This window comes from Pseudomonas sp. TMW 2.1634, assembly GCF_001703595.1.
Classification (GTDB): domain Bacteria; phylum Pseudomonadota; class Gammaproteobacteria; order Pseudomonadales; family Pseudomonadaceae; genus Aquipseudomonas; species Aquipseudomonas fragi.
In genome coordinates, this window is sequence record NZ_CP016849.1 from 2,351,792 (window position 1) to 2,374,398 (window position 22,607).

Sequence of the window (22,607 nt, forward strand, 5' to 3'; positions counted from 1 at the left end):
GCTGGTAACCTTGCAAGAGCCCGCTTGTGTTCTGACTGCTTTCGCTCGACCTCAGTCGGATTTATCGCCGCCTGCCAGATTCTTTTTCGAACCTGTCTTGAAGTCTGTTTCATACCAGCCTGTACCGCTAAGGCGGAAGCCCGGCATGGACAGCATCTTCTTCAGCTCGGGGGCCTGACAGGCGGGACAATCAACCAGCGGTGCAGCGCTGATCTTTTGAATGGCTTCCAGCTGATGACCACAGGAAGCACACTGGTAATCGTACATGGGCATTGGCGTGTCTCGACAATCCGTGAGCGGCAACCCTTGAGCAGGGCCACACAGCAAAGAGCGAGATTATATCTGGTAAATCGAGCCATTGCAGCCGCATGAACAGCCAGAAGCCCCTAAATGCATCATAAATATTGGACGATTACAAGCCATCGACCAGACGGCTTCTACCCGCCACCTTGTTCAACCCACGAATACCTGCTGCGCCATCCCCTGGGGACCGCGCGCCCTCTTCAATAAATGCATCACACAAACGACCCGAATAAACCCGCTGAAGTTTTTCACCCCGCCATGCCGCAAGTGAACCTCCAGATCGATATAAGACAGCAGCGTGTTGATTGAACAGTTGTTGATATGCGAGATATCGGCCAAAACCTCCCAGTACACTTCCTCAAGACGCAAACAGGTGGCAAAGCCATTCAATCGCACTGAACGCGACAAGGGCCGGGCCAGCGTCATGCCAAAGTCCAGTATCACTGGATCGACCCTGACTCTTTGCAGTAATCGGCAGCCGGTATTTCCTTGCTGAATCAATCGTCCCATCGTAAAGCACTCCATTGCGCATCATTGGTTTTGATCAATCTTTTTCAAAGAATTTGCCTCATCAAACGACATGTAAAAATTCTTATCCAGCGGATCAAACCCGCAAATCTGTAGGAGCGCTCTCGGTACGAGCGATGAATATGGGCAGGCGCAAACGCGCGCACGACGACCGCCCTGCACTTGCCCTTCTATCAAGACCTGAATGTTGCCTCCATTGATCTTGTCGACGGCAAACGTATGCATTTACCGAACGATGCCAATGCCGGACGACCCGCCCCCCCTATGCAGCCAGGTAAAACCCGGGCACGAAAAACAACCACAGGCACACCCGTGATGGCGCCCGACACAAGGGACAAAGGCTTTACGACAAGTGGTTGCCCCTGCGCGCACTTCTGGCCCCGCACGACTCACGCTATCAGAGAGCAGCGTTCCTACAACTTCAAGACGGGAGGACTACACACGTCTAAAACAAGGCTTTCGTAAAATGCAGAAATTGCCCAAACCTCAGCAAGCAGTCGCACTCACAGATAGCCCTTTACGCTTAATTTGAGTAGGCCCGAGCTTTGCTGTTAAATTGGCAGCGTGTTGCCCAATTTTCGCCTCTGGCGAGGGCGCATAGGCTGATGAACTCGCGTGTCCAGCGCCTCCATTTTTTCTGAAGCGAACCGTGCGCAGTCAGCTCTTCCTTGCGATCTATCTTAATGTGAGTCATTGAAATGTTGAAAATCGTCCACCTGATAACGGGTGCAGCGGCTTTGCTGCTGTCCTTTATTCCCAGCCTGCAACCCGAAGCCTTACCTTACCTCCAACATCCTGATGCCCTTTACCTGGCTTTTTTTGGCCTGCTGAACCTGACACTGGCCCCGGTTATTCCGTTCTGGAATAAAGGTCCGCGTCACCAACTGCAGAACCTGGTCAGCGCCCTGCTGGTGCTTTCCGTGGTCCTGCAAACACTGACCCTGTTCGGCCTTCTGCTGCCGATCGGTGATCAGCCCGCTGTACTGCTCGGCCTTACGCCTGCTGTGATTGCCGTGCTGCTGCATCTTGCTGTCAGCTTCTACAAGTCTTCACCTTCGTCATCCTCGCACAGCTATGACATGACCAACCGCGATACAGGGACGGTCAAATGGTTCAACACTTCAAAGGGTTTCGGCTTTATCTCGCGAGATTCCGGCGATGATATTTTTGTCCACTTTCGCGCCATCCGTGGCGAAGGCCACCGTGTTTTGGTGGAAGGGCAACGTGTCGAGTTCTCGGTCATGAACCGCGACAAGGGCCTGCAGGCCGAAGACGTGATCGCCGCACTGCCGCGCCGCTGATTCAAGCCTGAAAAAAAACCGCGATCAGCCTGGCTGAATCGCGGTTTTTTTATGCCTGCAAAACCATCAATAATGCGGTGGCGGAGCCTCTTCTTCAAAAGACTCGAACTGGCCGCCCATTTCTTCCTGGCGCTTGAGCAAGGCCGCCATCTGCATCTGCAGGCGGTCCACTGCGTTCTGCTGGGCAACCAGCACATCATTCAATGCCTGAATGGTGTCATCCTGAAAAGCCAGGCGGCTCTCAAGGTCCATCACTCGCGCTTCAAGCGTCACGATCAACCCTCCGAAAAAATGAAACTGGCGTCAAGCACCGACGCCAGCCTGTCGCGCACAGCACGCACCTGCGCCGGCGTATAGGGCCTGGCCGGGTGCTTGCCCCATACCGGCCCTGGCCATGCCACGTCAGCCTGGTAACGGACAATCACATGCATGTGCAACTGACTGACCACATTACCCAGGGTGGCCACGTTCATTTTATCCGCGCCGAACAACGCTTTCAGTACCCGCGCCAAAGCGGTGGTCTCAGCCCACATACGTTGCTGGTCGGCGTCATCCAATTGAAACAGTTCGGTTATACCCTCGCGCCGCGGCACCAGGATAAACCAGGGGTAATTCGAATCGTTGGAAAGCAGCAAGCGGCACAAGGGGAAGTCCCCTATCAGCCAGGTATCCTCTTGCAGACGTGTATCCAAAGCGAACACTGGGAGCTCTCCTGTTTGACCGTTCATTTCAGCACAACCCGGCATCCGGTGACATTCACCGCAGGCCAGATGACAGAAACCAAGGATACCCTTGATTGTGCCCGGCTTCACCTCGCCAGCCCGACATGCACGCGCGAAAGGCCGCTCGGCACGGTCAATCAACAGCATTCGGACACTTGTGCACCAAAACTGCACAAAACGAATGCTTTTAGTGCGCCAAAACGTCACCTACCACCCCAGCAGGTGTTAACCGGTAACGCTTTAAGCGCACTCGTACCACAAGAACGGCCTCTTGCAACAAAACACAACACCCCAAGCCCAGCCTTATCGCCGTTCGACCCAAGCAAGATCAGGCCTCATAGCTCAAAAACGCAGAAGATGATTTATTTTTCATCTACCCAAGCATTTGAGCATGCTTGTTGCATAGACCCTTCTCACAGTCGTCAGACCCGCGCAGGAGCACAACGGCCTGACGATAAATAACAATAGCTGAACCGTAGGAATTTGGAGTTTTCATTGTAGGCCATACGAAACCAACCATATGCCAAACACTGAAAACAGCACTGAATAGATGCTGAGAAATGGCTCTAAGCTGCGCGCTTGCGACATGTGGAGGGCAATTTGCGACATAGCTGTAAAGAAGCTGAAAGGTTATGAGAGCAAGTATCGCCAACATTGTCGGCGTGATATAAGTTTGCGCCGACACAAAAAGAAAGAGCCGCCCAGATAATAATTCAGGTGGGACGGCAGTACTCTTCCTAAAAACCAAAGGAGCAAATCACGATGCGCGTGATGAAGTGGAGCATGATCGCCCTGGCTGTATCAGCCGGCACTACTCAGTTCGCAATGGCCTCGTCCCAGGACGACGCAAAAGGTTTCGTTGAAGACAGCACGCTGACTTCCAAAACCCGCATGCTGTACATGAACCGTGACTTCCGTAACGGCGCCAGCAACCCAACCAACGGCGGCAAAAGCGGCTACCGCGAAGATTGGGGTCTGAGCGAATTGCTCAACTACCAGTCCGGCTTCACCCAAGGCACCATTGGTGTCGGTGTTGATGCTTTCGCCATGGGTACTGCACGCCTGGACGGCGGCGCTGGTCGCCAAGGCAACGGCCTGTTCGCCAGCAAGAGCGACGGTTCTCCGGAAGATACCCAAGGCAAAATCGGCGGCGCGGTCAAGTTCCGCCTCTCCGACACTGAACTGAAGTACGGCAACCAGTTCGTCGCCAGCCCGGTGTTCTCCACTGACGACAGCCGCCTGCTGCCAGAAGTTGCGACCGGTACCCTGATCACCAGCAAGGAAATCAAAGGCCTGGAGCTGACCGCAGGTCGCTTCACCGCCCTGAGCTCCCAGACTGGCATGGCGCGCGACAGCATCAACGGCAAGGGCGAACCAGGCCTGACTGCTGCCAACATTGCCGGCGCAACCTACCAGTTCACTGACAACTTCGTCGGTGGCCTGGCGGCTTCCGATGTTGATGACTACTTCAAGAAGCAGTACATCAACCTGAACTACACCCTGCCAATCGCAGAGACTCAAGCCCTGAACTTCGACTTCAACGGCTACAGAACCTCGAGCCAGGGGCAGGAACGAGCCGGCGACGTTGACAACAAAATCTGGAGCCTGGCAGCTGCCTATAGCCTGGGCGCCCACAAGTTCACCATCGCTCACCAGCGCTCCACCGGTGACAGCGCTTACTACTACGGCGTAGACGGCGGCGGTACCATTTTCCTCGCCAACTCCGTGCAATACTCCGACTTTAACCAGCGTGACGAACGCTCCTGGCAGGGTCGCTACGACCTGAACATGGCCAGCTATGGCGTGCCAGGCCTGAGCTTCATGGCTCGCTACGTCAAGGGTGACAACATCTCCACCACTGACGGCGAAGGCAAAGAGCACGAGTTCGACTTCGAGACCAAATACGTACTGCAAGAAGGCCCGGCCAAGGACCTGTCTCTGCGTCTGCGTAGCGCGGTTTACCGCACTACCAGCAACAACGGCAATGACGTTAACGACGTACGCCTGATTGCTGAATACCCACTGAACATCTTGTAATCACGGCCTTCGGGCACTGTTTACAACACTCTGTTTAGTGAAAGCCACGCACCTGTCTCAGGGCGTGGCTTTTTATTGCCCGAAATAAAAGCAAGTTATATAGCAAGCTAACTAACAAGATCAAATGCAATTAGTTATCAGTTGTTCCGGTTTGATCGGGCTTGCATTCACAACTGCAAACCCAAGGGGCAAAAACAATTAAAGGGGCATTCGCCCCTTTAATTGTTTGCCCTTACCTGACTCAAGTGTCAGGTGTCGTTATCGGCATTATTGTGCAGCCACTTCCTGAACCACGCGAACAACACGCTGTGGGAAAGGAATATCTACACCTTGCGCTTTCAAGCGATCACGCGAGTGCTCGTTAAACATAAACAGCACGTCCCAGTAATCCGGTGTGTTGACCCACACGCGCAGCGACATGGTGATGGCACTGTCGCCCAGGGCTGTCACCACAACGACCGGAGCCGGCTGCTTCAGCACCCGAGGGTCATCGGCCAGCGACAACAGCACTTCACGCACCTTTTGCAGGTCCGCCTCGTAGTCCACACCCACATCAAACACCACCTTGCGCGTCGGCTGACGGTTGTAGTTGGTGATAATGCCGTTGGACAGATTGCCGTTTGGCACGATGACGGTCTTGTTGTCACCGGTACGCAGCACGGTATGGAAGATTTGAATACTGTCGACCGTCCCGCTTACGCCTTGCGCTTCGATCCAGTCACCGATCTTGAACGGGCGGAACAACAGAATCAGCACCCCGCCGGCAAAGTTCGCCAGGCTGCCCTGCAGTGCCAGGCCAATGGCCAGGCCTGCCGCACCGATGGCCGCAACGAACGAGGTGGTCTGGATGCCGATCATCGAGGCCACGCTGACAATCAGCAGCACCTTGAGGATGATATTGGCCAGGCTGCTGATAAAACCTTGCAGGGCAAGATCAGCCTTGCGCATGGCCAGCAACTGCCCGATCTTGGTGGTCAGGCGATTGATCAACCACCAGCCCACCGCCAGTGTCACCAATGCCAGCAGCACACGGCTGCCGTATTCCATGATCATCGGGATCCAGGCTTGTGAGGCCTTGATCAATTGATCCACTTCAGTGTTCAAATCCATTTACGTCTCCTCGCGCCAATACCCGGCAGCGTCAGTAATTCAGCAAAACGATAAAGCAGCCCTGGCCGCTAAATCGTTTGCGCAGCGCCCAGGAAAATCGGACGTCAATGAGCCCCATAGGTTCCCAGGCCTGTGATCAGTCGCGGAAGTTATTGAACTGCAGCGGCATGTCGAACGTCTTGGCACGCAGTGCAGCAATGGCCTCTTGCAGGTCATCACGCTTCTTGCCGGTGATGCGCACTTGCTCGCCCTGGATGGCGGCCTGGACCTTGAGCTTGGCATCCTTGACATGGGCGACGATTTTCTTCGCCAGCTCTTTATCAATGCCTTCCTTGAGCACGGCTTCTTGCTTCATCAATTTGCCCGATGCATAAGCATCCTTGACCTCAAGGCACTGAACGTCGATCTTGCGCTTGACCAGGGCCAGCTTGAGGATCTCGATCATTGCTTCAAGCTGGAAGTCGGCTTCGGCGGTCAGGTTGACCGTCAGATCCTTTTCCTTGAACTCAAAAGTGCCTTTGCCCTTGAGGTCATAACGACGGTCCAGCTCCTTGACGGCGTTCTCGACGGCGTTGGTGACTTCGTGTTTGTCCAGTTCGGATACCACGTCGAACGACGGCATGTAATTTTCTCCAATAATAAAGGGCGCGCTCAACACAGATGGAGCACGCCTGGCCTGACAGTTAAAATGCGCGGGCATTATAGCGGTTCTTCGACTTCATTCACTTGCGAGCTCACATGCCAGATTCTGCCCTGCCCCTGCCCCACGCCACTACGCCTGTCACCTGGCACATCCTGGGTGCTGGCAGCATGGGCATGCTGTGGGCCACGCGCCTGACCCGGGCAGGCCTGCCCGTCAAACTCATCCTGCGCAACGCCGAGCGCCTGCAAGCCTATGAAGCGGCGCAAGGGTTGACCCTGATTGAAGACGAAGATTCGCAACAATGGGCCATCAGTGCGCAAATCCCTGAAACTGACGAGCCGATCCAGCGCCTGCTGGTCGCCTGCAAGGCCTATGACGCAGAGCAGGCCGTCGCGCAAATCGCCGGGCGGCTCACGGTAAATGCCGAGCTGATCCTGTTGCAGAACGGCCTCGGCAGCCAGCAAGCGGTTGCCGCCCTGGTGCCCCAGGCACGCTGCCTGTTCGCTTCCAGCACCGAAGGCGCCTTTCGCGATGGCGACTGGCGCGTGGTATTTGCCGGCCGCGGCCATACCTGGCTGGGTGATACCGGGCAAGCCCCGGCCCCGGCATGGCTTGAAGAGCTGCAACGCAGCGGCATTGCCCACGAATGGAGCCCGAATATTCTGAGCCGGCTCTGGCGAAAGCTGGCTCTTAACTGTGCGATCAACCCACTGACCGTCCTGCATGACTGCCGCAATGGCGGCTTGCAGGCCCACACAGCGGAGGTACAGACCCTCTGCACCGAACTCGCCAGCCTGCTTGAGCATTGCGGCCAGCCCCAGGCGGCGGTTGATCTGGGCCTGGAAGTGCTGCGGGTGATCCAGGCCACTGCCAACAACTACTCATCGATGCATCAGGATGTAGCCCAACGCCGTCGTACCGAAATCAGCTACCTGCTGGGCTATGCCTGCGAAGCAGCCCAGCGCCGACAGTTCGAGGTGCCACATTTGCAGCAGCTGCACCAGCGCTTGACCCGGCACCTGCAACAGAGCGGATTGCCCTGCCACTGAAGCCCGCGCTACCCTGCCTGCATATCCTTGTCCAGACGGCCCACCCATGCCCTTGCGCCAGCGCCTTGAAAACCTTCCGGTAGGCCAGAAGTTGCTGGCCGCCCTGCTCATCCTGCTGGCTGCCGTATTGCTGGTGGCCAATTTGACATTTATCAGCGTGGCGTACTGGATCTCCCATGAGAGCACCGCCCCGCAGGCCTTGCAGACACTGGGGCAACTGACGTCCGAGCCGGAACTGATCGTCCATGCCCTGGACTCGCCGCAAAGCGCCAAAGCCCTGCTTAATGAAATCGGCAGCTACGCCCCCCTGCGCGCGGCGGCCATTTATGACAGCGCGGGTAACCTGCTGGTGCAGTTGCAGCATGGCGAACACTTGCCCCTGCCGGAGCACTATCGCCAGCTTGAGGCCTGGAGCCTGACCGAGCTGCGCAGCCATCAAGTGACACGCCTGCACCACGGCGACCAGCCCCCCGGGCATTTGCTGTTGATCGCCAGCAGCGAACTGCCCACGGCCTTTTATACCGGCACCTTGACTGCCAGCCTGGGCATTCTGTTATTCAGTGTTTTACTCTGGTTTGTGGTAGCCCGGCAGATCAAGCGCCTGATTACCCAACCCATTCACCGCCTTGAAGAATTGTCCCGCCAGGTGACCCGCGAAGAGAATTACGCATTGCGTGCCGCGCCGGGCAACAACGACGAAATCGGCAGCCTGGCCGAAGCGTTCAACACCATGCTGTCGCGCATCGAAGTACGCGATCAAGAGCTCAAGCGCGCACGTGACGAGGCCCGCCAGGCGTACGATCAAGCGCAGTCGCTGGCTGAAGAAACCCGCAACACCAATCGCAAACTGGAACTGGAAGTACAGGTGCGCAGCAAAATAGAGAAGAAACTCACCGGCTTTCAGAACTATCTCAACTGCATCATCGACTCCATGCCTTCGGCGCTGATCGCACTGGACGAACAGCTCTATGTGACCCAATGGAACCAGGAAGCCAGCGCCCTCTCGGGCACGCAACTGGATGAAGCATTGAACAAGCCCATAGAGCTGGCATTTGCTCCGCTGAAGCCCTTCCTGCCGCAACTCAAGAACACAATTGAGCACCATCAGGTCGCAAAAATTGAACGGGTAACCTGGACTCAGGGCGAAGATGCCCGCCACTATGCCTTGACCTTTTACCCGCTTATGGGCGGCGGTGGTCGCGGCGTGGTAATCCGCATCGATGACATCACCCAGCGCTTGTCGCTGGAAGACATGATGGTGCAATCAGAAAAAATGCTGTCCGTTGGTGGCCTGGCTGCCGGCATGGCTCACGAAATCAACAATCCGTTGGGAGCCATCCTGCATAACGTGCAGAACATTCGCCGGCGCCTGTCGAGCGACTTGCCCAAGAATATCGAACAAGCCGAACAGACCGGCATCGACCTGGAGGTGGTCAATCACTACCTGCAGGCCCGGGAAATCCCGCAGCTGCTTGATGGCATTCAACAGGCCGGTGCACGCGCCGCGAAAATCGTCACCCATATGCTCAGCTTTAGCCGCCGCAGCAATCGGCAGATGAGCCCCTGTGACCTGTCGGCCCTGATTGATCAGGCTCTGGACATCGCCAGCAATGATTTCGACTTGACCATCGGCTTTGACTTTATGGGGCAAGCCATTGTCCGCCAGTTCGACCCGCAACTGGGGCCTGTTCCCGGTATCCCCAACGAACTGGAGCAGGTATTGCTCAACCTGCTGAAGAACGCCGCCCAGGCCATTCATCAACGTGCCGACCAGAGCGAGCCAGGGCGCATCACCCTGCGTACCAGGCTCAACCCGCCTTGGGCGGAAATACAAGTCGAAGACAACGGCGTCGGCATGCCCGAGGCTGTACGCAAACGAATTTTCGAGCCCTTCTTCACCACCAAGGAAGTTGGCCAAGGCACGGGGCTTGGCCTGTCCGTGTCGTACTTCATCATTACCAACAACCACAAGGGCCAAATGGAAGTTCACTCGACCCAGGGCCAAGGCACCTGCTTTACCCTGCGCCTGCCTTTGGCCGGCAACCAGTTGGCCTCCCCCGAACCTACCAAGGTGGAACTGTAAACATGGGCTTTCGCTTATCGAAAATCTACACCCGTACCGGCGACAAGGGTGAAACAGGGCTTGGCGACGGCCGTCGTGTCCCCAAGGATCACCCGCGCATAGAGGCCATCGGCGAAGTCGATACGCTTAACAGCCAGGTCGGCCTGCTGCTGGCCGGGCTTATTGAACACAGCGCGCAGAATCCGGGCCTTGGCGAGCTGATTGAAGTGCTTGAGCCTTGTCAGCACCGCTTGTTTGACCTGGGCGGGGAACTGGCAATGCCCGAATATCAGGCGCTCAACAATGTTGAAATCGAGCGCCTTGAAACCGCGATCGATCGCTGGAACGAAGAGCTGGGGCCACTAGAGAATTTCATTCTACCCGGCGGTTCGAGCCTGATCGCCCAGGCCCATGTATGCCGCAGCCTGGCGCGCAGTGCCGAACGCCGCTGCCAGCAACTCAATGCACTTGAGCCACTGGCAGGCGTGGGGCTGGCGTATATCAATCGCTTATCTGACTTGCTGTTTGTCGCCGCGCGCCTGATTGCCAGGCGCCAGGGAATAGCTGAAATCCTGTGGCAAGCGGCAGCCAAGCCGAAGGCCTGACGGTCAGGCACAGGATTTGTGGGAGCTGGCTTGCCTGCGATAAAGGCACCGCGCCTTGACAGGTACATCGCAGCAATACCATCGCGAGCAAGCCCGCTCCCACTGGGCCTTGTGCAGTTTTTTACACCTGTGGCCAGAACGCCCGAATGCCTGCAACGCCCTGCGCACCAATGCTCCAGGCCTGCTGACGATCATCAGGGCCCAGCCCGCCCAGCAAAAACACCGGTTTGCTGAAGTTGGCAATCAGTTGCTGTGCCTGCTCCCAACCCAGTGGCGGTGTGTCCGGATGAGTCTGGGTGGCCAGCACTGGCGACAAGGTCACGAAATCCACATCCATCTGCTCGGCCAGCGCCAGTTCTTCGGCGTTATGGCAGGAAGCCGCCAACCAGCGGTCTTTTGGCAATGGGCGGCCCTTGGCGGCGTACTTGCGCAGTTGCGCGGCGGTCAGGTGCCAGCCTGCCGACGGGAAGTCCCCCAACCACTCCAGCGGCCCCTTGAGCATCAATTGCGCCTTGGCAGCACACAGCCCGGTGGCGTCCACCGCCAGGTCACGGTACTTGGGGTCATAGCCATTGGGCGCTCGCAACGAAATCAGCTGGGTGCCACCAGCAATGGCCTTCTGGATACCGCGCAACAGCTCCGGGGTTTCCAGGCCATCCGGGGTAATCAAGTACTGATCGGGCAAACGGGCAGCGGCAACAATGGGCTGGTTGGCCTGCGGAAACTCGTAGCCCGCCAACTCGCGCTGACTGACCCAAGCCAAGGGCTGACCTTCTGCCCCATGTGGTTCGCCGGTAAAATCCGACACTTCCCACACATCCAGCAGGACATGTTTGTCGGGGTAGTCATGCTGAACCTTGATCAAAGGTCGGGCAGCCTTGACCACAATACCCAGCTCCTCTTGCAACTCGCGCCCCAGCGCCGCTTCCACCGACTCTCCCGCCTCGACCTTGCCGCCGGGAAACTCCCAGAGGCCGCCTTGATGCTGAGTGTCAGCGCGACGGGCGATCAGAATCTTGCCGTCTGTGCCCCGGATAACGGCCGCAGCCACATGTACTCGTTTCACCCTTGTACTTCCTCTAATCCGGCCTGTTGCCAGGCTTTAAACGCAGGCCATTGGTAAATGGCGTCGATATAGGCTTCATCTTCGGCTGACAACGCAACACGGTAGGTACGAAGACGCACGGCCACAGGTGCGAAAAAAGCATCCGCCAGGCTCAATCGCCCAAACAGGTACGGCCCGGGCTCGGTCGCCACGGCGCGGCACTGCGCCCACAGGGCTGTCATCCTGTCGATATCGGCCTGGGCCTCGGCGGGCATGGGCACCAGCGCCTGGTCGCGACTCAAGTCAAAGGGCAAATTGCTGCGCAAGCCAAAAAAGTCGCTGTGCATTTGCGCACACGCCGAGCGGGCCTGGGCCCGCGCCGCGGTGTCTGCCGGCCACATTTGCGCTGCCGGGAAGCGTTCGTTCAGGTATTCGGCTATCGCCAGGGAATCGGCGATGGTGCCGTGTTCGGTCTTGAGCAACGGTACCTTGCCCGTTGCCGAGTGTTGCAGGATCAAGGCCCGGGTGTCGGGCTGACCCAGTTTTATCAGGGTCTCGGTATACGGAGCACCCGCCAGATCCAGCGCCAACGCGCCACGCAGGGACCACGATGAATGCAACTTGTCGCCAATGATCAGGTGGAAGCTCATACACAGACACCTTGGGAATAGGGGGGAAGATCTGAGTGCCCTCAAGGCATCACGGTACCGCCCGCACAGGATCGGCCGACGGCCCCGTGATGTCGAGACGACTTAGGTACGGTACTCGGCGTTGATTTTCACGTACTCGTGGGACAGGTCCGTAGTCCAGATGGTCTCGCTGCAGGCACCACGGCCCAGCTCGATGCGGATGGTGATTTCTTCGCGCGCCATCACTGCCGAGCCCTGCTCTTCGGTGTAAGTCGCCGAACGGGCGCCGCCGCTGGCGATGCACACTTCACCCAGGAATACATCGATCTTGCTCACGTCCAGATCCGGCACCCCAGCACGGCCTACGGCGGCGAGGATACGACCCCAGTTCGGGTCCGAGGCAAACAGTGCAGTCTTGATCAGTGGCGAGTGGGCCACGGTGTAGCCCACGTCCAGGCATTCCTGGTGATTGGCGCCGCCATTCACTTCAACGGTGACAAACTTGGTCGCACCCTCACCGTCACGCACGATGGCCTGCGCCACTTCCATGCAGACTTCCAGCACCGCCTGTTTCAACGCAGCAAACAGCGGGCCGCTGGCTTCGCTGATTTCAGGCAAGGCGGCCTTGCCGGTGGCAATCAGCATGCAGCAGTCGTTGGTCGAGGTATCGCCATCGATAGTGATGCGGTTGAACGACTTGTTCGCACCGTCGAGCAGCAGGTTTTGCAACACGTCGCGGGCAACTTTGGCGTCGGTGGCAATGTAGCCCAGCATGGTGGCCATGTTTGGACGAATCATGCCCGCACCCTTGCTGATACCGGTCACGGTGATGGTCACACCCTCGTGCTCGAACTGGCGACTGGCACCCTTGGGCAGAGTATCGGTGGTCATGATGCCGGTTGCCGCTTCAGCCCAGTGGTTCTCGGACAGGTCATCCAGCGCGGCCTGCAGTGCGCCTTCGATTTTCTCGACCGGCAGCGGTTCACCGATAACGCCGGTGGAGTACGGCAGTACCGCACTGGCGTCAACGCCCGCCAACTCGGCCAGCCTGGCGCAGGTACGGGTGGCAGCCACCAGCCCCGGCTCGCCGGTGCCCGCATTGGCATTACCGGTATTGGTCAGCAGGTAACGTACCGGGCCTTGCACACGTTGTTTGGCCAGGATCACCGGCGCTGCGCAAAATGCATTGAGGGTGAACACACCCGCTACGCTGGAGCCTTCGGCACAGCGCATAACCACCACATCCTTGCGTCCCGCACGCTTGATACCGGCAGAAGCAATACCCAGCTCAAAACCGGCCACCGGGTGCAAAACAGGCAAAGGACCAAGACCAACAGCCATCACGCGCTCCTAAAAAGTTCTGTGCGCCGCCGCAAAAGGACGGGAATTCAATGGTAAAACGCCGCGACGGCTAATGCCGGTCGCGGCGCAGGTGTTTCAGCAGTTGAAGCGGGCTTTAGTTGATTTGCCCGTGACAGTGCTTGTATTTCTTGCCCGAACCGCAGTAGCACAGCTCGTTGCGACCCAGCTTCGGCTCGCTGCGCGCAGGCTCGGCAGCCACCACGTCAGCCACATCGGCACCTTCCAGTACCTGGGCCATCGCGTCCGGCTGATCGAGGCCTGGCGCTTCTGCATGCTGGAACTGCAGGCGCGAAGCCAGATCTTCAGCTTCCTGACGCAGACGCGCCTCTTCTTCAACCGGGTCTTCGCGGCGAACCTGTACATGGGACAGTACACGGATCGAGTCGCGCTTGATCGAATCAAGCAACTCGGAGAACAGGTTGAACGACTCGCGCTTGTACTCCTGCTTCGGGTTCTTCTGCGCATAGCCGCGCAAGTGGATACCGTGGCGCAGGTGGTCCATGGTCGACAGGTGGTCTTTCCACAGGTCATCCAGAACGCGCAGCACAATCTGCTTCTCGAACGTGCGCAGTGCTTCGGCACCGGCCTGCTCTTCTTTCTCGTTGTAAGCGGCAATCAGCTCGGCCAGCAGCTTCTCACGCAGGGTTTCTTCGTACAGGTGATCATCTTCGTCCAGCCATTGCTGGATCGGCAGTTTCACCCCGAAGCCGCTTTCGATGGCAGCTTCCAGGCCTGCAACGTCCCACTGCTCCGGCAACGACTGTGGCGGGATGTGAGCGCTGATGGTGCTGTCCAGAACGTCCTTGCGGAAGTCGGCGATGGTTTCACCGATATTGTCGGCCGCCAGCAACGTGTTACGCATGTGATAAATCACTTTACGCTGTTCGTTGTTAACGTCGTCGAACTCCAGCAATTGCTTACGGATATCGAAGTTGCGACCTTCAACCTTGCGCTGGGCCTTTTCGATCGCGTTGGTCACCATACGGTGCTCGATCGCTTCGCCAGACTGCATGCCCAGGGCTTTCATGAAGTTCTTCACCCGGTCAGAGGCGAAGATGCGCATCAGGCTGTCTTCAAGCGACAGATAGAAGCGGCTGGAACCCGCGTCACCCTGACGACCGGCACGACCACGCAACTGGTTGTCGATACGGCGCGATTCGTGACGCTCGGAAGCGATGACATGCAGGCCGCCCGACTCCAGCACTTGCTGGTGACGCTTCTGCCAATCAGCCTTGATCTGTGCGATCTGCTCCGGCGTCGGGTTTTCCAGGGAGGCAACCTCAACTTCCCAGTTGCCGCCCAGCAGGATGTCGGTACCACGACCGGCCATGTTGGTTGCAATGGTCAGCGCGCCCGGACGACCGGCCTGTGCGATGATTTCAGCTTCTTTTTCGTGGAACTTGGCGTTCAGGACCTTGTGCTCGATGCCTTCCTTCTTGAGAAGGTTGGACATGTGCTCGGAAGTCTCGATGGTGGCCGTACCCACCAGCACCGGACGGCCCTTGGCCATGCAGTCCTTGATGTCCGCCACGATCGCCGCGTACTTCTCGTCCGCGGTGAGGAAAACCAGGTCGTTGTAGTCTTTACGCGCCAGCGGCTTGTTCGGCGGGATCACCATCACCGACAGACCGTAGATCTGGTGGAACTCGAACGCTTCGGTGTCCGCAGTACCGGTCATGCCCGACAGCTTGTTGTACAGACGGAAGTAGTTCTGGAAGGTGGTCGTGGCCAGGGTCTGGCTTTCTGCCTGAATATTCAGGCCTTCCTTCGCTTCGATCGCCTGGTGCAGGCCTTCGGACAAACGACGGCCTGGCATGGTACGGCCAGTGTGTTCGTCAACCAGCAATACCTGGCCGTCTTCAACGATGTATTCAACGTTGCGGTTGAACAGCTTGTGAGCGCGCAGTGCAGCGTACACATGGGTCAACAGGCCCAGGTTGTGCGCCGAGTACAGGCTTTCGCCTTCGGCCAGCAAGCCGATCTGGGTGAGCATTTCTTCAACAAACTGGTGACCGGCTTCGTTCAGCTCAACCTGGCGAGTCTTCTCATCAATGGTGAAATGGCCAGGCTTGGTCACTTCGCCTTCGACTTCCTCGACATGCAGCTCAAGGCGCGGGATCAACTTGTTGATTTCGGTGTAGAGCTTGGAGCTGTCTTCGGCCTGGCCGGAGATGATCAGCGGCGTACGGGCTTCGTCGATCAGGATGGAGTCGACTTCGTCGATCACTGCGAAGTTAAGCTCACGCTGGAATTTTTCTTCCATGCTGAAAGCCATGTTGTCGCGCAGGTAATCAAAGCCAAACTCGTTGTTGGTACCGTAGGTGATGTCGGCGGCGTAGGCTTCACGCTTCTCCTGAGGCGGCTGGAACGGTGTGACAACACCGACCGTCAGGCCCAGGTACTCGTAGAGCGGACGCATCCAGTTGGCATCCCGGCGAGCCAGGTAGTCGTTCACGGTAATAACGTGTACGCCTTTGCCCGACAGCGCATTGAGGTAAACCCCAAGGGTCGCTACCAGGGTCTTGCCTTCACCGGTACGCATTTCAGCGATCTTGCCTTCGTGCAAGGTCATGCCACCGATCAACTGTACGTCGAAGTGACGCATGCCCATGACACGCTTGCCCGCTTCGCGGCAAACCGCAAAGGCTTCCGGCAACAGTTGGTCGAGGGTCTCACCTTTGGCTATGCGGGCCTTGAACTCTTGGGTCTTGGCGCGCAATTGCTCATCAGTCAGAGCAACCATTTGCTCTTCCAAGGAATTGACGACCTGAACTGTCTTGAGCATGCGTTTGACTTCGCGCTCGTTCTTGCTTCCAAAAAGTTTCTTTAACAAAGGCGCAAACATATCGGCAGGATCTTCCACACATAGGGATGGAGGGCGGCCCCGAGAGTCGCCCGAGCAGCCCTGATGGCCGCATGCGAGCGAGCATTCTACCCGGAAACGGCGGTGAGGAAAGTGGCGTTATTCCACGATACTGGTACTGCGTTGTGAAGGGGCTTTCCTAAAATAAGGGCTTTTTGCTGAACTTCAACCCATTAACACGAGAAGTTACCCATTGATTTCATAAATAAATCTTAATGAAACCGGATCCGGACGAGTCAACTGCCGGTTTCTGCTAAGATTGCTGCTCTGTTTTCTCTGGTGCTTGAACATGGCATTTCGCCCACATCCAGCGCGGGCACCCTCCGTCCTGCTGCGCGAGGCCAAGCCCCTAAAAGCCATTTTTGGCCATGCCAAGCGTCTGGCGCACCTGCAACGCCTGCTTGAAAGCCAGCTGCAGCCGGCGGCTCGCGAACACTGTCACGTCGCCTCATGGCGTGAAGGCAGTTTGTTGCTGATCGTAACCGACGGCCATTGGGCCACTCGCCTGCGTTATCAGCAAAAACGCCTGCTGCGCCAGCTCCAGGCTTTTGACGAGTTTGCCAGCCTGACCCGAATCTTGTTCAAAGTGCAGCCGCCCACGGTGCTGGCCAAGGTCGCGGGGCACACACTGGACTTGTCAGTTGATGCCGCCCAGACCATTCAGGCCACGGCCGAGGGCATCACCGACCCGGCCTTGCGTGCGGCCCTTGAGCGCCTGGCGAGTCACGCTAAACCCAAGCCCTAGGCGCAAAAAACGGCGGGGGCGACGATTCGACTTGCTCGCGATGGCATCACTGCTGTCTATCTGACAGACCTTGTCGCCTGCATCGCGAGCAAGCCCGCTCCCACCTGGGCATTTTTCACACCTGTTTATTTGCGTTTACTGCCACCCAGTAACGAGCCCAGTAACCCGCGCACCAACTGGCGCCCCATCTGGCTAGCCGCCTGGCGCGCCATGGACTGCACGGCCTTGCCCGCTGTCGAGCCCAGAAAATCACCCGCCTGATCAAGCAAACCCGGCTCGTGCGGTGCAGCCTTTTCCTGCGCTTGCGGCTCTGGCGCCACGCCCTTGCGAGCCATTAACACCTCGTAAGCCGATTCACGATCAATGGGCTTGTCATAGCGGCCCAGCAACGCCGAACTGCTGATCAGCGCCGCCCGCTCGGCTTCAGTAAGCGGGCCGATGCGCGATTGCGGTGGCGCAATCAGGACGCGCTGCACCATCGCCGGCGTGCCTTTTTCCTCAAGCATGCCCACCAGCGCCTCCCCTGTGCCCAGCTCGGTCAGCACGGCCAGCGCATTGAATGCCGGATTGGGGCGAAAGCCGTCGGCCACAGCTTTCAGGGACTTCTGCTCTTTTGCCGTAAAGGCCCGCAGGCCATGCTGGATACGCAACCCCAATTGCGCCAGCACGGTGTCGGGCAAGTCCGCCGGGGATTGCGTGACGAAATACACCCCAACGCCTTTGGAGCGAATCAGCCTGACCACTTGTTCCAAGCGGTCCTGCAATGCCTTGGGAGTGCCAGCAAACAGCAGGTGTGCCTCATCGAAAAACAGCGCCAGCAAAGGCTTGTCGGCATCACCGCGCTCGGGCAATTGCTCAAAAAGCTCTGCCAGTAGCCATAGCAGGAAAGTCGCATACACCTTGGGCGCTTCGTGAACCAAACGACTGGCATCGAGCAGGTGAATCTGCCCGCGACCATCGCTGGCCGGCTGCAAGATATCTTCCAGTTGCAGTGCAGGCTCACCAAACAGGGCTTCGGCACCTTGTTGCTCAAGGGTTGCCAGGCGCCGTAACAACGCCTGGCTAGAGCCGGTGGTCATCAGGGCCGCGTCATCACCCAGTACCTGGGGGTTATCGCGCAGGTGGTTGAGCAGCGCCTTGAGGTCTTTGAGATCAAGCAGCAACAGGCCCTCACGGTCCGCCACCTTGAACGCGGCATACAACGCCGACTGCTGGCTGTCGGTTAGCTCCAGCAAACTGCCCAACAGCAAAGGCCCCATTTCACTCAAGGTTGTGCGCAACGGATGACCGGTCTTGCCCTGTATATCCCAAAGGGTCACCGGATAGGCCTTGGGTGCGTAGTCAAGCCACGGCATGCCCGCAATTCGCTCCGCGATTTTCCCCTGGGGGTTGCCCGCGGCGCCCAGACCGCACAGGTCGCCCTTGATATCAGCCGCAAACACGGCCACCCCGGCATCGCTGAACTCTTCGGCCAGACGCTGCAGGGTGACGGTTTTACCCGTGCCCGTGGCCCCCGCCACCAGGCCGTGGCGATTGGCCAGGCGCAAAGACTGTGCGATGGGCTGGCCCGAAAGATCGGCACCCAGTACTAGAGCAGATGAGTCAGGCATTTTGCCACCTTTGATTAATCTTTCCCGGTCGCGGGTCGATACACACTGAATGCTAGACCAGAAAAATCCGGATTTAGCGTCGTAAAGCGCCTTGATAAACAGCCAACTTGCCCTGTTTTGGCAGTGATGTGCAGAGCGCGCGTTTTACCAGAGTGTACGCCTCACACTTTTAGACTTTAGCGGACCCTTCAAGCCATGAATAAAAACCTGCGTTTCAGCCATAAAATCCTGCTTGCCGCGTCCCTGATCGTAATAGCCGCCTTTTCGCTATTTACGCTGTACAACGACTACCTGCAACGCAACGCCATTCGCCACAACCTGGACAACTACCTCACTGAAATGGGGAGTGTCACCGCCAATAACATTCAGACATGGCTGGGAGGCCGGATTCTGCTGGCGCAAAACCTTGCCGAATCCATCGCCCTGACCCCGGAGCCTGGCCAGGTGGCAAATTTGCTGGAGCAAAAAACCCTCAGCACTACCTTTATGTCGGTTTACTTTGGTGACAGCCAGGGCGGTTTTACCATTCGCCCCGACAGCAAGATGCCTGAGGGCTACGATCCGCGCACCCGGCCCTGGTACAAGGATGCGCTCAACAGCAGCTCATCGAGCCTGACCAAGCCTTATATCGATGCCGCCACCGGGCAAATGGTTATCACCATCGGCGCGCCAGTGAAAAAAGCCGGGCAAACCCTGGGCGTCGTCGGTGCCGACATGACCCTGCAAGCCATCACCGACAGTATCAACGCGCTGAATTTCAACGGCATGGGGTACGCCTTTCTGATCAATGCCGATGGTGAAATCCTGGTCCACCCGGACAACAGCCTGGTGACCAAAAACCTGAAAGATATCTACCCCCAGGACACTCCTGCGATCACTACCGGCTTCAGCGAGATCCAGGTCAACGGCAAAGCCCGGATTGTGACCTTTGCCCCTGTCAAAGGGCTGGGTTCGGCCAACTGGTATATCGGCCTGTCGGTTGACAAGGAACAGGCTTTCGCCGCACTCAGCGAATTCCGCACCTCGGCGATCATCGCCACGGTGATTGCCGTGGTGTCGATCATCGCCCTGCTCGGCCTGTTGATCCGCCTGCTGATGCAGCCCCTGCATGTCATGACCCGCGCCATGCAAAACATTGCCGAAGGTGAAGGCGACCTGACGCGCCGCCTGGCGGTCGAATCCCAGGATGAGTTCGGTATTCTGGGCAGCGCGTTCAACCGCTTTGTGGAACGTATCCACACCTCGATCAGCGAAGTGGCCTCGGCCACAGAACAGCTCAACGAAGTGGCCCTGCGGGTGGTCAGCGCCTCCAACTCGTCGATGCTTAACTCTGACGAGCAAGCGAGCCGCACCAACAGTGTCGCCGCCGCCATCAACGAGCTGGGCGCTGCTGCGCAAGAGATCGCCCGCAATGCCGCCCAGGCCTCGCACCAGGCCAGCGACGCACGCGGCCTGGCCGAAGAGGGTCAGCAGGTGGTTGAACGCAGCATCAGCTCGATGCAGCAACTGTCGCAACTGCTGGGCACCTCCAGCGGCCATATCGAAGCGCTGAACGACAAGACAGTGAATATCGGTCAGATCCTGGAAGTGATCACCAGCATTTCCCAGCAAACCAACCTGCTGGCGCTTAACGCTGCCATTGAAGCGGCGCGTGCTGGTGAGGCCGGACGCGGTTTTGCCGTGGTGGCCGATGAAGTGCGCAACCTGGCCCATCGCACCCAGGAATCGGCGCAACAGGTGCAAAAAATGATCGAGGAGTTGCAGGTCAGTGCCCGCGGCTCAGTGAGCACCATGGAAGAAAGCCAGCGTCATAGCCAGGACAGCGTGGAAATCGCCAACCGCGCAGGCGAGCGCTTGATCAGCGTGACCGAGCGTATTGGCGAGATTGACGGGATGAACCAGTCCGTGGCCACGGCAACCGAAGAGCAAACCTCGGTGGTCGAGTCGATCAACATGGACATTACCGAAATCAATACGCTGAACCAGGAAGGCGTTGAAAACCTGCAATCAACCCTTCGCGCCTGCTCCGACCTGGAGCAACAGGCTGTGCGCCTGAAGCAACTGGTGGGTAGTTTCCGTATCTGATGTAGCGCAGCTGGCTTCAGGCATGTCGCCTGAAGCTTGCTGCAGCGCATCCCAAAGCCTGGCGGCATCGGGGAAGTCGGTGCCATCCTCGGGACTGAGGGCATCCGGGTCATAGCGACTCAGGCACCCTTCGCCCAAGGTAGCCGGGGCACTGGAAGTGGCCTTGTCGAGCGGATCAGTCATGACGAACCCTTCTCTTTGATCCCGCAGCCTTCATGGAAACGGCTTGCTACGCAACCCTTCGCAGCCTGCGGCAGCGACTACTGCTTAAAATACGACTGTCTTGTTGCCATGCACCAGCACGCGGTCTTCAAGGTGATAGCGCAGGCCACGGGCCAGTACCATCTTCTCGACATCACGGCCGAAACGCACCATGTCCTCAATGCTGTCACTGTGGCTGACGCGCACCACGTCCTGCTCGATGATGGGACCGGCATCCAGCTCTTCAGTCACATAATGGCATGTTGCACCAATCAGCTTCACGCCACGCATCGAAGCCTGGTGGTAAGGCTTGGCGCCCACGAACGACGGCAGGAAGCTGTGGTGGATGTTGATGACCTGGCCAGCATATTCGCGGCACAAATCAGGCGGCAGGATTTGCATGTAACGGGCCAGTACCACCACTTCGGCATCGTGATGCTTGACCAGGCGCGACACTTCGGCAAACGCCGGCTCTTTGTTCTTGGGGTCGACCGGCACATGGTAGAACGGGATGCCATGCCATTCGACCATGCTGCGCAGGTCATCGTGGTTGGAGATCACGCAAGAGATATCGCAGTCCAGTTCATCGCTGTGCCAGCGATGCAGCAAGTCTGCCAGGCAGTGAGATTCACGGCTGGCCATCAATACCACGCGTTTTTTCTGCGCCGTATCGGTAATGCGCCACTCCATCGAAAACTCTTCGGCAATCGGGGCAAATGCCTCACGAAAAGCCTCAAGCCCGAACGGCAAGGAATCGGCACGAATCTCGTGACGCATAAAGAACCAACCGCTCTGGTCGTCCGAGTGATGGCTCGCTTCAGTGATCCAGCCATTGTGGGAGGCAAGGAAATTGCTGACCTTGGCGACAATGCCGACGCCGTCGGGGCACGCAATCACCAACCGAAAAGTGCGCATGAGGGGAAAACTCCAAAAACTTTACTAAGGCCGCCATTCTAGCGAGTGCGCAGCAAAACTGCAGTATTCGTTACGCCCTGGCGCCTGCGCCATTGGGTCGCGCAGCCTGTGGCCCACGCCAGCAGCGGCGTGGCCTGCATCGGTATTTAAGGACAATTGACATGGGTTATTCATCCCCCTTAATAACCAGCTGGCGCTTCGTCTATTTAATAGCACTCATATTGACGAGTGCGAAGTTAGTGAATAAAAATTTAAATTAATCGCCTGTTACAGGTTTACTTGCAGTAACTGTCTGACTACTATTGCGCCACTGTATCCCTGTTACCCCTTTTCAACATAAGGTTATCCTCATGTCCTTGATCAACGAATATCGCGCAACTGAAGAAGCTATCAAAGAACTGCAAGCTCGCCTGAAGAACCTGTCTGAAGACGACAAACTTCAAACCGAGCTGGAATTTGAAGGCAAACTGCGCACTCTGATGGGCGAGTACCAGAAATCGCTACGCGATATCATCGCGCTTCTGGATCCGGAATCCAAAGTAAGCAAAGCACCACGCGGTGTTGTTAAAACCACCGGCACCAAACGTGCCCGCAAGGTTAAACAATACAAAAACCCACACAATGGCGAAGTGATTGAAACCAAAGGTGGCAACCACAAAACTCTGAAAGAGTGGAAAGCCAAGTGGGGCAGCGACGTGGTTGAAGGCTGGGCGACTTTGCTGGACTAAGTAACACCCCCGGTACGCAACCCTTTTGCGATGCCATTAAAAAACGCCAGCTTGCTGGCGTTTT

21 protein-coding genes and 1 pseudogene are annotated in these 22,607 nt (G+C 57.6%); 9 read left to right on the forward strand and 13 right to left on the reverse strand.

Annotation, left to right across the window (positions count from 1 at the left end; all coding sequences use genetic code 11):
• Nucleotides 1-51: 51 nt before the first annotated feature.
• The 3 genes from BFC21_RS11200 to BFC21_RS27195 form a co-directional block, all read right to left on the reverse strand.
• Nucleotides 52-273 (reverse strand): FmdB family zinc ribbon protein, encoded by a 222-nt coding sequence (locus BFC21_RS11200; RefSeq protein ID WP_029611571.1) that lies wholly within the window; start codon nt 271-273, stop codon nt 52-54.
• A gap of 180 nt (nt 274-453) precedes the next feature.
• A complete protein-coding gene (locus BFC21_RS11205; protein ID WP_162939318.1) occupies nt 454-813 on the reverse strand; it encodes a ribbon-helix-helix domain-containing protein in 360 nt (119 codons plus the stop codon).
• A 21-nt stretch (nt 814-834) separates the two neighbouring features.
• On the reverse strand, nt 835-1,056 hold the full coding sequence (locus tag BFC21_RS27195; protein WP_162939319.1) for a hypothetical protein: 222 nt from the start codon (nt 1,054-1,056) through the stop codon (nt 835-837).
• A gap of 473 nt (nt 1,057-1,529) precedes the next feature.
• Here BFC21_RS27195 and BFC21_RS27715 point away from each other — a divergent pair, with 473 nt between their 5' ends.
• Entirely contained in the window at nt 1,530-2,132 is a 603-nt protein-coding gene (locus tag BFC21_RS27715) for a cold-shock protein (RefSeq protein WP_016782222.1), read from the forward strand.
• A gap of 66 nt (nt 2,133-2,198) precedes the next feature.
• Here the strand turns inward: BFC21_RS27715 and BFC21_RS11215 are convergent, their stop codons facing one another.
• Together BFC21_RS11215 and BFC21_RS11220 are read right to left on the reverse strand one after the other, a co-directional pair.
• Entirely contained in the window at nt 2,199-2,405 is a 207-nt protein-coding gene (locus tag BFC21_RS11215; protein ID WP_029611570.1) for a SlyX family protein, read from the reverse strand.
• 2 nt (nt 2,406-2,407) lie between these two features.
• The gene (locus BFC21_RS11220; RefSeq protein WP_088377880.1) at nt 2,408-2,833 is read right to left on the reverse strand and encodes an HIT domain-containing protein; all 426 of its coding nucleotides are present in this window, start codon (nt 2,831-2,833) and stop codon (nt 2,408-2,410) included.
• Between the two features lie 783 nt (nt 2,834-3,616).
• Here BFC21_RS11220 and BFC21_RS11225 point away from each other — a divergent pair.
• Nucleotides 3,617-4,891 carry an OprD family porin gene (locus BFC21_RS11225; RefSeq protein ID WP_120266139.1) on the forward strand — a complete coding sequence of 425 codons (1,275 nt, stop codon included), beginning with the start codon at nt 3,617-3,619 and terminating at the stop codon, nt 4,889-4,891.
• A 267-nt stretch (nt 4,892-5,158) separates the two neighbouring features.
• Here the strand turns inward: BFC21_RS11225 and BFC21_RS11230 are convergent, their stop codons facing one another.
• Complete coding sequence (locus BFC21_RS11230) at nt 5,159-6,001, reverse strand: mechanosensitive ion channel family protein (RefSeq protein WP_016782218.1); 843 nt, start codon at nt 5,999-6,001, stop codon at nt 5,159-5,161.
• Between the two features lie 136 nt (nt 6,002-6,137).
• A complete protein-coding gene (locus BFC21_RS11235; protein ID WP_007906601.1) occupies nt 6,138-6,623 on the reverse strand; it encodes a YajQ family cyclic di-GMP-binding protein in 486 nt (161 codons plus the stop codon).
• 116 nt (nt 6,624-6,739) lie between these two features.
• On the opposite strand from BFC21_RS11235, the gene BFC21_RS11240 reads away from it, so the two are divergent.
• From BFC21_RS11240 to BFC21_RS11250, 3 genes are read left to right on the forward strand one after another with little or no spacing between them, the layout of a single operon-like run.
• On the forward strand, nt 6,740-7,693 hold the full coding sequence (locus BFC21_RS11240; protein WP_088377882.1) for a putative 2-dehydropantoate 2-reductase: 954 nt from the start codon (nt 6,740-6,742) through the stop codon (nt 7,691-7,693).
• Nucleotides 7,694-7,739: 46 nt separating this feature from the next.
• Complete coding sequence (locus tag BFC21_RS11245) at nt 7,740-9,776, forward strand: ATP-binding protein (protein WP_088377883.1); 2,037 nt, start codon at nt 7,740-7,742, stop codon at nt 9,774-9,776.
• 2 nt (nt 9,777-9,778) lie between these two features.
• On the forward strand, nt 9,779-10,360 hold the full coding sequence (locus BFC21_RS11250) for a cob(I)yrinic acid a,c-diamide adenosyltransferase (RefSeq protein WP_088377884.1): 582 nt from the start codon (nt 9,779-9,781) through the stop codon (nt 10,358-10,360).
• 121 nt (nt 10,361-10,481) lie between these two features.
• Here BFC21_RS11250 and BFC21_RS11255 read toward each other — a convergent pair whose 3' ends face one another.
• From BFC21_RS11255 to secA, 4 genes are all read right to left on the reverse strand, one after another.
• On the reverse strand, nt 10,482-11,426 hold the full coding sequence (locus tag BFC21_RS11255) for a Nudix family hydrolase (RefSeq protein WP_088377885.1): 945 nt from the start codon (nt 11,424-11,426) through the stop codon (nt 10,482-10,484).
• Nucleotides 11,423-12,055: a glutathione S-transferase family protein gene (locus BFC21_RS11260; protein WP_088377886.1), complete on the reverse strand. Its 633-nt coding sequence runs from the start codon at nt 12,053-12,055 to the stop codon at nt 11,423-11,425. The genes BFC21_RS11255 and BFC21_RS11260 overlap by 4 nt, the downstream gene beginning before the upstream one ends.
• Before the next feature lie 102 nt (nt 12,056-12,157).
• Entirely contained in the window at nt 12,158-13,375 is a 1,218-nt protein-coding gene (gene argJ, locus BFC21_RS11265) for a bifunctional glutamate N-acetyltransferase/amino-acid acetyltransferase ArgJ (protein WP_088377887.1), read from the reverse strand.
• Between the two features lie 115 nt (nt 13,376-13,490).
• Nucleotides 13,491-16,241, reverse strand: a complete 2,751-nt coding sequence (gene secA, locus BFC21_RS11270) for a preprotein translocase subunit SecA (RefSeq protein WP_095004532.1) — start codon at nt 16,239-16,241, stop codon at nt 13,491-13,493.
• A 307-nt stretch (nt 16,242-16,548) separates the two neighbouring features.
• Between secA and BFC21_RS11275 the strand changes: the two genes are divergently transcribed.
• Entirely contained in the window at nt 16,549-17,004 is a 456-nt protein-coding gene (locus BFC21_RS11275) for a DUF721 domain-containing protein (protein ID WP_016782210.1), read from the forward strand.
• A gap of 125 nt (nt 17,005-17,129) precedes the next feature.
• Here BFC21_RS11275 and BFC21_RS11280 read toward each other — a convergent pair whose 3' ends face one another.
• On the reverse strand, nt 17,130-18,614 hold the full coding sequence (locus BFC21_RS11280; RefSeq protein WP_120266140.1) for a helicase HerA-like domain-containing protein: 1,485 nt from the start codon (nt 18,612-18,614) through the stop codon (nt 17,130-17,132).
• A gap of 195 nt (nt 18,615-18,809) precedes the next feature.
• Between BFC21_RS11280 and BFC21_RS27800 the strand changes: the two are divergent.
• Nucleotides 18,810-19,841 (forward strand): annotated as a pseudogene (locus BFC21_RS27800) (cache domain-containing protein); the annotation flags it as partial.
• A gap of 93 nt (nt 19,842-19,934) precedes the next feature.
• Nucleotides 19,935-20,699 (forward strand): methyl-accepting chemotaxis protein, encoded by a 765-nt coding sequence (locus BFC21_RS27805; protein ID WP_369782759.1) that lies wholly within the window; start codon nt 19,935-19,937, stop codon nt 20,697-20,699.
• Between the two features lie 267 nt (nt 20,700-20,966).
• On the opposite strand, the gene purU is transcribed toward BFC21_RS27805, so the two are convergent.
• Nucleotides 20,967-21,815 carry a formyltetrahydrofolate deformylase gene (gene purU / locus BFC21_RS11295; protein WP_016782207.1) on the reverse strand — a complete coding sequence of 283 codons (849 nt, stop codon included), beginning with the start codon at nt 21,813-21,815 and terminating at the stop codon, nt 20,967-20,969.
• 350 nt (nt 21,816-22,165) lie between these two features.
• Here purU and mvaT point away from each other — a divergent pair, with 350 nt between their 5' ends.
• On the forward strand, nt 22,166-22,543 hold the full coding sequence (gene mvaT / locus BFC21_RS11300) for a histone-like nucleoid-structuring protein MvaT (protein WP_016782206.1): 378 nt from the start codon (nt 22,166-22,168) through the stop codon (nt 22,541-22,543).
• Nucleotides 22,544-22,607 lie beyond the last annotated feature (64 nt).

What these genes read in the sequence shown, in the direction of transcription:
- BFC21_RS11200 (WP_029611571.1), bottom strand. Translation starts at nt 273, where the DNA reads ATGCCCATGTACGATTACCAGTGTGCTTCCTGTGGTCATCAGCTGGAA.
- BFC21_RS11205 (WP_162939318.1), bottom strand. Translation starts at nt 813, where the DNA reads ATGGGACGATTGATTCAGCAAGGAAATACCGGCTGCCGATTACTGCAA.
- BFC21_RS27195 (WP_162939319.1), bottom strand. Translation starts at nt 1,056, where the DNA reads ATGCATACGTTTGCCGTCGACAAGATCAATGGAGGCAACATTCAGGTC.
- BFC21_RS27715 (WP_016782222.1), top strand. Translation starts at nt 1,530, where the DNA reads ATGTTGAAAATCGTCCACCTGATAACGGGTGCAGCGGCTTTGCTGCTG.
- BFC21_RS11225 (WP_120266139.1), top strand. Translation starts at nt 3,617, where the DNA reads ATGCGCGTGATGAAGTGGAGCATGATCGCCCTGGCTGTATCAGCCGGC.
- BFC21_RS11230 (WP_016782218.1), bottom strand. Translation starts at nt 6,001, where the DNA reads ATGGATTTGAACACTGAAGTGGATCAATTGATCAAGGCCTCACAAGCC.
- BFC21_RS11235 (WP_007906601.1), bottom strand. Translation starts at nt 6,623, where the DNA reads ATGCCGTCGTTCGACGTGGTATCCGAACTGGACAAACACGAAGTCACC.
- BFC21_RS11240 (WP_088377882.1), top strand. Translation starts at nt 6,740, where the DNA reads ATGCCAGATTCTGCCCTGCCCCTGCCCCACGCCACTACGCCTGTCACC.
- BFC21_RS11245 (WP_088377883.1), top strand. Translation starts at nt 7,740, where the DNA reads ATGCCCTTGCGCCAGCGCCTTGAAAACCTTCCGGTAGGCCAGAAGTTG.
- BFC21_RS11250 (WP_088377884.1), top strand. Translation starts at nt 9,779, where the DNA reads ATGGGCTTTCGCTTATCGAAAATCTACACCCGTACCGGCGACAAGGGT.
- BFC21_RS11260 (WP_088377886.1), bottom strand. Translation starts at nt 12,055, where the DNA reads ATGAGCTTCCACCTGATCATTGGCGACAAGTTGCATTCATCGTGGTCC.
- argJ (WP_088377887.1), bottom strand. Translation starts at nt 13,375, where the DNA reads ATGGCTGTTGGTCTTGGTCCTTTGCCTGTTTTGCACCCGGTGGCCGGT.
- secA (WP_095004532.1), bottom strand. Translation starts at nt 16,241, where the DNA reads ATGTTTGCGCCTTTGTTAAAGAAACTTTTTGGAAGCAAGAACGAGCGC.
- BFC21_RS11275 (WP_016782210.1), top strand. Translation starts at nt 16,549, where the DNA reads ATGGCATTTCGCCCACATCCAGCGCGGGCACCCTCCGTCCTGCTGCGC.
- BFC21_RS11280 (WP_120266140.1), bottom strand. Translation starts at nt 18,614, where the DNA reads ATGCCTGACTCATCTGCTCTAGTACTGGGTGCCGATCTTTCGGGCCAG.
- BFC21_RS27805 (WP_369782759.1), top strand. Translation starts at nt 19,935, where the DNA reads ATGCTTAACTCTGACGAGCAAGCGAGCCGCACCAACAGTGTCGCCGCC.
- purU (WP_016782207.1), bottom strand. Translation starts at nt 21,815, where the DNA reads ATGCGCACTTTTCGGTTGGTGATTGCGTGCCCCGACGGCGTCGGCATT.
- mvaT (WP_016782206.1), top strand. Translation starts at nt 22,166, where the DNA reads ATGTCCTTGATCAACGAATATCGCGCAACTGAAGAAGCTATCAAAGAA.